Annotated in this window: 9 protein-coding genes and 5 pseudogenes; 2 read left to right on the top strand and 12 right to left on the bottom strand. The window is 43.3% G+C overall.

Going from position 1 to position 11,497, the window contains the following annotated elements:
- Positions 1–93: 93 nt before the first annotated feature.
- From J4685_RS04890 to pefI, 6 genes and pseudogenes are all read right to left on the bottom strand, one after another.
- A pseudogene (locus J4685_RS04890) lies at positions 94–1,194 on the bottom strand (IS3 family transposase).
- 262 nt (positions 1,195–1,456) lie between these two features.
- A complete protein-coding gene (locus tag J4685_RS04885; protein WP_000490325.1) occupies positions 1,457–2,296 on the bottom strand; it encodes an SdiA-regulated domain-containing protein in 840 nt (279 codons plus the stop codon).
- Positions 2,297–2,346: 50 nt separating this feature from the next.
- On the bottom strand, positions 2,347–2,493 hold the full coding sequence (locus J4685_RS04880) for a hypothetical protein (RefSeq protein ID WP_001141719.1): 147 nt from the start codon (positions 2,491–2,493) through the stop codon (positions 2,347–2,349).
- Positions 2,483–3,135 (bottom strand): annotated as a pseudogene (locus J4685_RS04875) (DsbA family protein). Before J4685_RS04875 ends, J4685_RS04880 begins: the two are co-directional and overlap by 11 nt.
- 244 nt (positions 3,136–3,379) lie before the next feature.
- A complete protein-coding gene (locus J4685_RS04870; RefSeq protein ID WP_000135400.1) occupies positions 3,380–3,730 on the bottom strand; it encodes a helix-turn-helix domain-containing protein in 351 nt (116 codons plus the stop codon).
- Positions 3,715–3,924, bottom strand: a pseudogene (gene pefI / locus J4685_RS04865) (transcriptional regulator PefI). The gene J4685_RS04870 and the pseudogene pefI overlap by 16 nt, the downstream one beginning before the upstream one ends.
- Before the next feature lie 748 nt (positions 3,925–4,672).
- Here pefI and J4685_RS04860 point away from each other — a divergent pair.
- Entirely contained in the window at positions 4,673–5,317 is a 645-nt protein-coding gene (locus J4685_RS04860; RefSeq protein WP_011233255.1) for an AraC family transcriptional regulator, read from the top strand.
- A gap of 33 nt (positions 5,318–5,350) precedes the next feature.
- On the opposite strand, the gene afaD is transcribed toward J4685_RS04860, so the two are convergent.
- The 5 genes from afaD to sefA all read right to left on the bottom strand — a co-directional run bounded on the left by afaD (position 5,351) and on the right by sefA (position 9,612).
- Entirely contained in the window at positions 5,351–5,548 is a 198-nt protein-coding gene (gene afaD, locus J4685_RS22470) for an AfaD family invasin (RefSeq protein WP_230374043.1), read from the bottom strand.
- A 43-nt stretch (positions 5,549–5,591) separates the two neighbouring features.
- Positions 5,592–5,795, bottom strand: a complete 204-nt coding sequence (locus J4685_RS22465; protein WP_001077815.1) for a hypothetical protein — start codon at positions 5,793–5,795, stop codon at positions 5,592–5,594.
- Positions 5,792–8,236, bottom strand: coding sequence for an SEF14/SEF18 fimbria usher protein SefC (gene sefC / locus J4685_RS04850; RefSeq protein ID WP_000753923.1), 2,445 nt, complete (start codon positions 8,234–8,236; stop codon positions 5,792–5,794). Before sefC ends, J4685_RS22465 begins: the two co-directional genes overlap by 4 nt.
- 4 nt (positions 8,237–8,240) lie before the next feature.
- Positions 8,241–8,993 (bottom strand): SEF14/SEF18 fimbria chaperone SefB, encoded by a 753-nt coding sequence (sefB, locus tag J4685_RS04845; protein ID WP_001772663.1) that lies wholly within the window; start codon positions 8,991–8,993, stop codon positions 8,241–8,243.
- A gap of 121 nt (positions 8,994–9,114) precedes the next feature.
- Positions 9,115–9,612: an SEF14 fimbria major subunit SefA gene (sefA, locus tag J4685_RS04840; RefSeq protein WP_011233254.1), complete on the bottom strand. Its 498-nt coding sequence runs from the start codon at positions 9,610–9,612 to the stop codon at positions 9,115–9,117.
- Between the two features lie 355 nt (positions 9,613–9,967).
- Between sefA and J4685_RS04835 the strand changes: the two are divergent.
- A pseudogene (locus J4685_RS04835) lies at positions 9,968–11,117 on the top strand (IS3 family transposase).
- Positions 11,118–11,148: 31 nt separating this feature from the next.
- Here the strand turns inward: J4685_RS04835 and J4685_RS04830 are convergent.
- Positions 11,149–11,289, bottom strand: a pseudogene (locus J4685_RS04830) (Arm DNA-binding domain-containing protein); the annotation flags it as partial.
- Positions 11,290–11,497 lie beyond the last annotated feature (208 nt).

The following is an 11,497-nucleotide window of genomic DNA, read 5'->3' as shown; positions in this document are numbered from 1 at the left end:
TTAAACATCGGGAGCGGCTAACATCAGGCGGTGGTGCGCTTGCCGGTAATCATGTCGATAATGACCCTGGCACAAATTCAGTACAGTGCTAAATCAGAGAGCTTCGTCTTTCCGGAGACTTCGGATAAATTCAGCCGGAGTCATGTCATTTAATGATGAATGCGTTCTCTCATGATTGTATTCCCTGCGCCAGTTGTCGGGTTTTTTCCTGCGCATCTTCCAGTGACAGGAACCAGTGAATGTTCAGGCATTCATCCCGCAGACTGCCGTTAAATGGTTCAATAAACGGGTTATCTGTCGGCTTTCCGGGGCGCGAGAAGTCCATTGTGACGCCGTGTTCATACGCCCATTTATCCAGACTTTTTGAGATAAACTCGCTGCCGTTATCCGTCTGGATTCGTACCGGCAGCCGCTTATCCGGCACCCGCAGTGCCTCCATTATTCTGACCACATCCTCGCCTTTTAACGATTTTCCGGCATGGATCGCCAGGCATTCCCGACTAAAATTATCCACTACAGCCAGCGCCCGAAAACGCCGCCCGTTAAACAGATTATCTGACACAAAATCCATACTCCGGCACTGATCGACATGCGTCAGAACCGGGCGCTGCTGACGGCGTGCTGCACTGACATGTCTGCGGGGACGTTTTCTGCGCAGGTTCAGGCCTTCCGGACAATAAATCCGGTTGGTTTTCTTGTGGTTAACAGGCCATCCCTCCCGCCGCAACTGAATATGAATACGCGGGCAACCGTAGCGTATCCGGGTTTCCGCTATTTCCCGGATACGCAGGGTTATCGCCCGATCGTCACGCCGGCTCTGCCAGTGGTAAACGGTTCTGCTCTGCATCAGCAACCCGCATCCCCACCGGACGCTGATACAGTAAGCCTCCCGCAAAAATGTAACCGCCTGGCGCTTCTGAGCCGGCCTCAGAACTTTTGCTTCAGTACCTCCTGCAGCATCTCCTTGTCGAGACTCAGCTCAGCGACCAGCTTCTTCAGCCGCTGATTCTCATCCTCCAGTTGCCGCAGACGCCGCTGTTCCGTCACGCCCGGCCCGGCAAATTTTTTCTTCCAGTTGTAAAATGTGGCCTCAGAAATTCCCATCTTTCTGCAGACTTCCCCGACGCGGGTGCCGGTTTCAGCCTGTTTCAGGGCAAATGCAGTCTGTTCTTCGGTATAACGGGTCTTTTTCATGGCAATGCGCCTCTCTGTGAGATGGAAGAAAGACCGGAAACTTCAGTTTAGACTGGCACTGTTTACAGGGGGAAGGTCAGGGGAAGGTCATCAACCAGCTTCCCACCATCACCACAAACCAGAATAATTCCCTGAAAAAAGATGCGCTGAATGTTATGTTTTTCATCATCTTTCCACTGTCAGAATCCACCGCTGACACCGGCACCAACACCGGTCGGCTTCACGCGGCGAATTTTACTTCACCTTCCGCGCCGCCTCATCCTCAGGACGAAGCCGTGCGGGTGAAGCGGTAAAACAGATTCGGTTCACTGACTATCCACAGCGTGTCCCGGTCATCTGAGGCTATCCCCTCCGCCTGCGGGATATCCCTTCGCAGGCCACAGTGTCCCCGGCGCAGCGACATCACCTTCCTCCCGCCGTCCAGATCCGACACCACGACCACGGCAGATTCATGGGAAAGTACATACAGGAGCCCGTTGTTCCGGTCATAATGCAGACCGGAGATATCCTTCAGGAACCATGGCAGGGACGCCCGGTGTGTCAGCGAGTCACTCACCGACAGCGCATCAGGGCTCCGGTCCGTCACGTAAAGCCGCAGCGGTTTTTTCTCCTGCGCCACCATCAGGGCATGCTCTCCCCGTCCCCAGGCAAGGCCTTCAAAACCGGCATTGTCGCTGTGCCTGTTCACATCCAGCGTCAGGCTGTATGTTGCCGGCGGGAGGACGGTCGTGCTGCTGTCAATGCAGTGGGTGGTGAGCGTCCGCTCCCGGGACAGGGCATAGCGGTTCCCGCCGAGGTATTCGATGGCCTCAAAATCGTGGTCGCCGTCTGACGGTATCACCCGCAGCACGTTCCCTTCCGTGTCCAGCTCCACCACCGAGGAGGGGTGGTCGGTCACGGCAAACAGCGTTCTGCTGTCCGGGTTCCATGTCAGGCCGGAGAGGCCGCCGTGTATCCCGGTAATTTCTTTTTCTGCCGTGAGCTGCCATTCTGTTTCCTGCGGGTACCAGGACTCCGGGAAACACAGGGTGAGCACGCCGGCCGCCATCAGGAGAATGGCGGTCAGCAGTGCAGCTTTCTGGTTACATAAATATCTGAACATCGTGGTGGTGAAAGTTATGTTTTCTGTTACAGGGGAGACCGGACTTCACATCATGCCCCACGGCAGATAAGCCAGAGCATGGCCAAGACGCCGGTCAGAAAGCCGGAGATAAAGACGCTGGTCAGCAGCAGGAGAATCAGCGCGCGGAGCGGGGGGATATCTCCGGCCTGTATGGTGCCTTTATCATCAGTCGGCATCAGGGTTACCGGCCAGCAGTTTCCGGACCACCGCGGCATAACGGCTCCTGAAATCTTCGACGGAGAATGCACCGAAGGCGGCATTGTTGATATGGTAACGGCCACGGACATACACGGAAGGCGTCCCCCTCACGCCATATTCCTTAAACAACCGTTCCTGTAATGCCACCATGTCATTCACGGCGGGACTTTTTATACTTCTGTCATACTCCCCGCGACTGATACCGGTAGCAGACATAAACACCCGACGGACATCGTCCGGGGAATGCAGGCGTTTCTCCACCATGTCGGCCGTGAAGAAGGCCTTCTCGACCACGTCAGTTTCCTTCATCATCATGGCCAGCGCCCAGGCCCGTGTCAGCTCATGGCCGAGGGGGCCCAGCAGGCTGACATGGTACTTGATCATCCGGTCACCGTGCGGCAGTACGTGCCGGATGGCCCGGGCCACGCCCATCGTCTGTGAGAACGCATAGCAGGGCGGACAGTAAAAGGAAAATAGTTCCACCTCGGCGGGGGCATCAGCCACCAAGGGAGTTATGAACTCCCACTCCTGCGCAATCACAGGACGGGCGCGGCCAGGTAAAAAAAAGAAAATAATATTCCCCTCAGGAAAAACAGCTCCCGGGCATAATTCATCGTCACGGAAACACTCCATGGATAACAGATATACAGAATGAAAGGCCGCTTAACGGTACCGCCTGACAGCAGCAGTAAATCTTAATTCATCCGGCACGGTCATTAAGCCGGCAGCCGGAATATTCCGGTCATGAGTTTTCCAGAATAAAAAGCACTGACACACAAAAGACCATTGCCATTAATATGACGACGGCCAGACAGGCGTAATAAACGAATTTCATGAACATGATAAAATAACTTTCAGTGATACTTATCCAGCTTCCGACCCACATTCCGGGCCGCTCTCCTCCAGTGAATGACACCGGTTCAGGTCTGTATACAGTGTCACCATCCCCAGAAGCATCAGGGTTGGCAACAGGGTGGCATCATTCCTGACGCCGAGGCGCCTGAAAGCCAGGCCTTTCTGGGCTGAAATGGTTTTGACGCTGCGAAAACAGAGGGCAGCAATCTGCCCGCAGTTATAGCCCTGCAGCAGCAGTCGGATAACCCGCAGTTCAGCCGGACTCAGTCCGCCGTCGCTGTTAAATTCGATACAAAGCCGATCGTACCATATCCGGCTGATGTCCCCGTCTTCCGGGAAAGCGGTCAAAGCAGACGCCATAATCCGGGCGCTCCCTTTCCGGCATTTACTTTCTCAAGCACCCCGACAGCACGGAGTTGCTCAAGATATGAGCGGACCTAGTAGATACTGAGTCCGGCAGCATCAGCAATATCGCGGATTTTAACAGGCGCGTTGTCCGTACTCTGACGCTCCCGGATGATGGAGATGATGTTTGTAATGATGGATTCACCCATAAACGGCCCCACTCTTCAAGGTTAAAATAAATGTATTTACCACTACCACAAAATAATACTAATCCATTCTATAGCAACCTCATTACGATATGGTCAAACCAAGACGAAAAGTAAAAATATATGAATATTTTGATGGTTCATTTATGCGTATTCACTTTCATCAGAGTCACTCGAGTATTGGTTATGTATAAAGCCCTACCTTTAAGACGTCACATCAAAGGCATTTCAGTATCCCCATTCAACATTTATACGGAGTATTTAAAATCTTAGGAGATAGTCATATCTATTTTTATAGGTCCAATCAAGCCTGCCCGGACTGTACAGTACCGGCATTAAAAGAAATATCACATGGCTCTCCGTTGGATATAGATGAACACAATTAATTGAGCATAACGAAACAACAACTCCTATAAAGCACTTATAACAACCACACATGGCTTACACTGTATTTAGATATTTTAAAACATCATCTTCGGCTAATCATATCTAATAAAGTTATTTTTATATCATAAAACAATACCTACAATAATATAAAATCGGCTTCTGCAGTGAAGCGTAAAAATTAGGTGCAATTCCATGTTGAAAAAAAACGCCATAAAAATAAAACTATATCGTTATGCTATTTTACATTCGAAAAACTGTATTGTTACCATTAAGAACAAGTCAAAGCCAGAGGAAATAAAAATAACTAGAGGCAACATAGCCTTAATAGAAAAAAAATATAGAAGCTGTTGTGGAAATTGAATATATGGATGATATTGAATCATTTGATATTATTACTTTACCAGATGAATTATTAAGTAGAGTTTTATGCTTATTTGAGGCTTCTAATTGCTCAGAAAGTTTATCACCAATACGCTACAGAACATTTAGCGATAAGGTTTTTATTATAACCGACAGTGGAATTAATGGAATTTTATTTGAATATTTAAAAAAGAGAAAAAATAACAACAACGATATTTATGAAATTGCCTGCTTATTTTCAAAAGTGAATAATATCGAGCAGCTATACACATCTCTGTGCATTTCAGTCTCACGTAGTTTTTCTGATATTGTTAGAAAAACAATAGATAATGACATTTCAACAAAATGGAGATTAAAAACATTATCCGAAAAACTAAATTTATCAGAAGTGACTATCAGAAAAAAACTTGAGAATGAAAATACTAATTTTTACAGAATCCTTCTAGATGCCAGGATGCAAAAAGCAGCGCGTTTGGTACTTGATAGCGACACACATATTAATAAAGTATCATATGCCGTAGGAATGTCAAGCGTATCATATTTCATTAAGTTATTTTCTGACTATTATGGTTTAACCCCAAAACAATTCCATCTAAAATATAAGCATAGAAATACAGGAGAAAAAGCTGCATTTATGCTTTATAATTAAGAGTTATAGGTGCGCCAATTTGCGCACCCTTTATTATAATTCAATTTCTGTCGCATATATGCTTATTAAATAGGTATCAACGGGAATGTTTCCATTCCCAAAATAATAAATATTAAATTCATTAGTAAAATCAGAATGAGATACCATACCAATACCTGAATTATCTGGTTGCCAGTCTTCTCCACCTATTCTTATCCTAAGCTTATGGGCTGAGTTATTCTGACCTCTAATAATATATGCCCCTGGGGTATTTTTAATTTTTTCTAAACTTGAACTAATGAGGATTTTTTCCCTCTCTGTTAAATAGATGCCCCGTACCTATTATTTTATTACTTGTAATACGGTCATAAAAAACAGCCTCATTTATTTTAATCATTAATTTAAGTTCTTGTGCTTTAATAGTTGAGCTGAAAAAACCAGTAACAATCAGAAAAACAGAGACAATGAACTTAGGTATTGACGAATTATACTGATTCATTTGCACACTCCATTTAAAAAGCTAATCTGACCTTTGTTTTTATCGGGAAGAGAGTAAAAAACTGTACAAGTATCGGAGGGCTTATTCCCCCACGAAGCGATTAATTTTTGCACTCCTGACAATCCAGATACATATGCCTGACCATCTTCGCCAACAATAGATGTTGATTGGATTACTCCATCATTATTCTTAAGTGAAAGAACTGTGCCAAGAGCTAGTGGCTTTCCATTTGTTCTTGTAATTCTAATTAATGCATTAGTACCCACGCTTGTTTTATATACAGCTTTTACAATAGCACCTTCGGTAGGAACTACTTGAATATCAGTTTGCCTAATATCCGTATTTATTGGTAACGTTGTTGGATCTATAGATATGAAGTTATTCATATATGGAGTAAGATAACTGGATATTGTATAGCCTCTAAAATCGGTTCTAACACCTGGTAGGCCCAGAACTTTTGCCCCACTTACACCTTTAGCCTCTACCAGTGCAGCAGTATCCGATATACTCTGACCAAACGTAATTCCTGATGAATGAGCAATCACCCCACCAGAAACATTCATCCCAATATCACGATTTATTTCATTATGACTATAGTTTGCTCCGATCTCCCCATAAGTACCTCGCCAAGAAGCATTTAAAAATGTAGCCTTTTGATTTTTCGATTTATCTTCTATTTGCCCTCTTGCTTGCCATGTCAATTGGCTATCAAATGCCACACCAGTAATACCTAAATCATGATTCATATCATGCTTTGAAGAGGATGAGTTTTGATATGTAGCATACATTTCATGATTTGTAAGTTTTTGCAAAGGTACACTGAGTAGAAAACTGAATAAATCTTCATTTTCTTCACTAATCTTTGATGTACTTTTCGTATATGAAAGCGATAACGAAACACCATTTAAATTCTTCCCATAACTAGCAATTATTGATTTTTTACCTTCATGTTTCCAATATTTATCATAATTGTAGCTTAAGTTAACAGAGCCCAGAGATCCTAATGCCTGACTTAATAACATAGAGGTTGTTGATTTCTTATTTTTATCGTAAAATTCATCATGCTCGCTACTATGAATTGCTTCAGAAAAAGTTCTATAATTTTTCGAATAATAGTAATGACTAGCCAAAGATACTTCGGTGTTTGTCTGAGCGATATTTTTATTGTATCTAATCCCATATGCATGACCATTTTCATTGGATGTATCAGTCTTCGAAACAGATGTTTTCCAGTCAAAAGACAGAGCACCATACTCACCAATATCTTTACTTGCGCCTATGGCGTATGAATTATAAATATTTGCCCATTGCACTCCACCAAATAAAGTAAACCCATAAGGCAGACCATATATATAAGTCCCTTCAAAAAAAACAGGATCGATATAATCATTGTTAACCTCCCTGTATCTACCAATAGTTACACTATATTTAGAATATCCATCAGGCAAAGATAATACAGGAGTTGAATATGGCACTGTATAGTTTTGGACCTGCCCATTTTTTTCATAAATGCTAACATCAAGAACCCCAACCCCAACACCAAGATCAGCAATTTGTTCTCTACCTATCTCGAATTGCCCGGGGGGGACTGAAGTAGAATATATCAAGTATCCATTTTGTCTTACTTCTACAGTCGCATTGGTTTTCGCAATACCACGTATTGTTGGATAATATATTCTCTGTGAGAAAGGTATCATACTTTCATCTTTATTTAAAGAAAAGCCTCTAAATGGTACGCTATCGAATAAATCTGCACTGGTATATTTGTCCCCAACTGTTAGTTTGCTCTTTATTTTTTTTAAACCTCGCTCAGCATAAATATATGCTGATTCAAATTTTTTTTCGCTTGACAAGTTTTGCCAAGATGATAGATTCCTTAGCCGCCAGGGACCAAAATTAAAACCAGGTTGAATTTGACCAAAGTATGAATCTTCTCCTCCAACCTTAGAATGCAAATAATTAGCTCTGTAATTTAAAAGAAAAGCGTTAATGCCATCATCCCAGATATTTTCATCAGCAATTTCACTGTCTATTGGAGATAGAATTTTAGATGGTGCATTTAAAAGCAAACTTTGGTTAGCCGCGTTATAAGTATATTTAAGAGGAGAATGCTCTAAGAGAACGCATTGTTCATTATCAAACTGCAACCCATGAAGCTCCTGGATGGCGATCCCATACTTTATAAGTTTTTCTTTTGTTAAGCATGGTTCTAGAGTCTGAGTCATTGATTTGAAATACAACTCAGTAGTTTCTTTTAACTGATTATTCAAATATACATCAACAACATAATTACCAGGAAGCGTTTCAACACTTAGAAAAGATGCATTCTCACCGGGAGGAAGACTCAAACTTCCATAGTCGAAATTATATTGTCTGGAGAAAACATTTCCAGAGTGAAATACACTGGTTAAAACAAATAGAGTAATTGTGGTTTTCTTCATTTGTTTACACCTTAAAATAATAATCTCTTATAATTTCAGCGCCGTTATCATCCAAAATAGTCAAAGTTATTTTACTATGTACTCCACCAGGTAATTGAGCATATCCAAATGGCTCAATATATCCATTTGGAATATTAAAACTTAAATTACCAGATTTAATATTTGCAATATTCACATATGATGATGTTGGATTCTTTATAACTATACTATTTCCTTTTCTCTCTAACTTTAATTTATCTGCAATCTCCATTGTCGTTAAGTCTATAGTTTTAGGCCTATAAATTAATTTAATACAACTATTCGTAACCACATTCACATTAAGATTCGTAGTTATGTTGTTTTTATTATTGCTTTCATTATCATTTAGTGGTGGGACTCCTTTTACACACAACCAATACAAAGACTCCTCATTTTTATTGAATAGATTACTTGTTGGTATTACCTTCAATCTTGTTCGCGCATTACTTTCAACTTTCAAAATAGGTGGTGTTACAATAAATGGAGCTTTTGATGATTTATCATCATTATATACTTGAGTTTGAACAAGGATTGGATATTCTTTTTCATTCATAATCCAAAAACTTGTTGATGGAGCATCTTCTTTATAAATAACACGTGTAGTGCCCAATCTTAGGCCATAATATTTTTGTGTTAATAATGGTTGCTCAATTTTTTTACTTTCCGAAGAAGCAATTGGAAGGTAGCAAAAAAAGAAAAAGATAACAGTTATACGTATACATTTATTCAAAATATACATAATCCCTCTTTAAGTTTTTGCATGGAAGCATAAAACCTATCTATTCAAAATAGATATTTTTAAAATAATAAAATTATCCAAATGCCCTCATATTGAGGGCATTTATAAAGTTTAAATTAAATTAGTTTTGATACTGCTGAACGTAGAAGGTCGCAGTGAAAGCACCTGCTGGCAGGGTCGATTCACCAAAGGTTGTGACAGGGACATTTAGCGTTTCTTGAGAGCTGGCAACTCGCCAACCTGCAAACCCGTCAATTCCAGTATTTACTTGGTCATTAATATTGGCTCTCTGAATACGCCCACGGAAAACAGGCTGTCCTTGTCCATCAACGAACGGGACAGTGGCTACACCACCAGATACCGAAGCCCCTTTACCTGCAATAGATACTGAGTTATGTGGACCAGTAGCAGTAATGCTGAGAGTACCAACTTTCTGACCAGCAGCAACAGCAGGCCCTGTAAAGCCAGGATCCTGACTCCAGTTGGCTGATGTTGTATTCTGAGCTGCAATAGTAACCGCTGCCTGAACCTCTGCTTTGTTACCAACAAAGCCAGCTGCGTAGGCACTGCCACATGCAATTAAAGCAAGAACTGCTACTGCAGATGCTGATTTACGCATATTACAAAATCTCCAAAAATCAACTATTAGCATTCGCACAATTTATCTGTGCGGATGCTAATATACTCACGCCATTTTAAAAATTTAAGCAAAAAAACAAGGATCACTATTTTTTTATCTTTACACGACACCCCCATTAATAAGCGAATGATCCATTAATACTTTTTGTGGAATATCTAATATCCACATGTTTAAAAAATTTCATATCAACCCTTTATTTAAAAAGCATAAACAAAAAAACACATCCAAATAAAAATGTTTATGTTATTTATTGAGAGAATGGGTTGTCTGATCTTACCCAGCAAGAGTGGACATGCGACTAAGTGAGTAAACTCTCAAGAAAGAGGTGTCTCACATGACAAAAGCAGCATCAACCACCAAAAAGCCATGCAAGCAACATACGCCTGAATTTCGCGACGAAGCCTTGAAACTGGCTAACGCATTGGGATGGCTGCGGCTACCAGCGAGCTTAACCTGTATGAATCGCAGCTCTACAACTGGCGAAGAAAACAGCAAAATCAGCTCTCTTCTTCTGAACGCGAATAGGAGATGTCCGCAGAGATCGTCCGTCTGAAGCATCAACTGGCAGAACGGGATGAGGAACTGACTATTCTCCAGAAGGTCGCGACATACTTCGCGAAACGCCTGAAATGAAGTATGTCTTCATCGAAAAACATCAGGCTGAGTTCAGTATCAAAGCCATGTGCCGTGTACTTCAGGTTGCCCGTAGTGGCTGGTACGTCTGGCATCAGCGTCGTCATCAGATAAACCAGCGTCAGCAGTTCCGCCTTGTCTGTGATAACGTCGCCCGGGAGGCATTCAGTGACGCAAACAGCGCTATGGTGCGCCACGCCTGACGGATGAGCTTCGTGCTCAGGGACGGGTGTATACCGTAGCGGCCAGCCTGCGCCGGCAGGCGCTGCGGGCGAAAGCTTCACGGAAGATCAGTCCAGTCAGTTACCGCGAACATGGTCTGCCAGTCCAGAGAATCTGCTGAAGCAGGACTTTTACGTCAGTGGCCCGAATCAGAAATGGGTGGGTGACATCATGTATCTTCGCACCGGTGAAGGCTGGCTTTATCTGGCCGTGGTTATTGACCTGTGGCCGCAGTCAGCCACTGGCTGGTCTATGTCCTCGCGGATGACGGCACAGTTTGCCTGCGATGCATTACACATAGCGCTGTGGCGGCGTAAACGACCGGAAAAGTCACCATATATACAGACAGAGGCAGTAAGTACTGTTCAGCGGATTACCAGAGCTTACTGAAACGGCATAATCTGCGGGGCAGGATGAGCGCCAGAGGCTGTTGTTACGATAATGCCTGTGCGGAAAGCTTCTTCCACACGCTGAAGGTGGAATGTATGCATGGAGAGGACTTTGCCAGCCGGGAAATAATGCGGGCAGCAGTGTTTAATTATATTGAGTGCGATTACAATCGCTGGCGTCGCCACAGTGCCTGTGGCGGTCTCAGTCCGGAACAATTTGAAAACCAGAACCGCGCTTAAGGTTGTATCCCTATTACGCGGGTAGGATCAGTTTACCCCCGAAACGGTATTGGAGTTGCCAGTATTTTGAACCATTGGGGTTGATCAGCAGGTGCATACCCTGCCCATCTGTGAGTTTGAAGGGTTTGTCGGAGGGCTTGGTAGTCCTAACTTTGATATCGGTGAGAGCCATCAGTTGATACCTCCAGTGTTGGTACCAAAATCAATCGAACCGGGAATACCATCAGTTATACCATCATCGGTTGGTATATGTTCAAGGAATTGAGTAGACGTGAACAGACTAAGCCAAGTCAGAAATTCGCTTAACTTACTGTTTTTGTGGATTAAAGTAGACGTTAGTAGACTTGAAAAAAGCTTTGTATGGTGCGAAGGCCGGACTC

The organism is Salmonella sp. 32100201201700099SM, assembly GCF_017572645.1.
Classification (GTDB): domain Bacteria; phylum Pseudomonadota; class Gammaproteobacteria; order Enterobacterales; family Enterobacteriaceae; genus Salmonella; species Salmonella enterica.
This window is presented reverse-complemented; position numbering and strand designations above follow the sequence as displayed.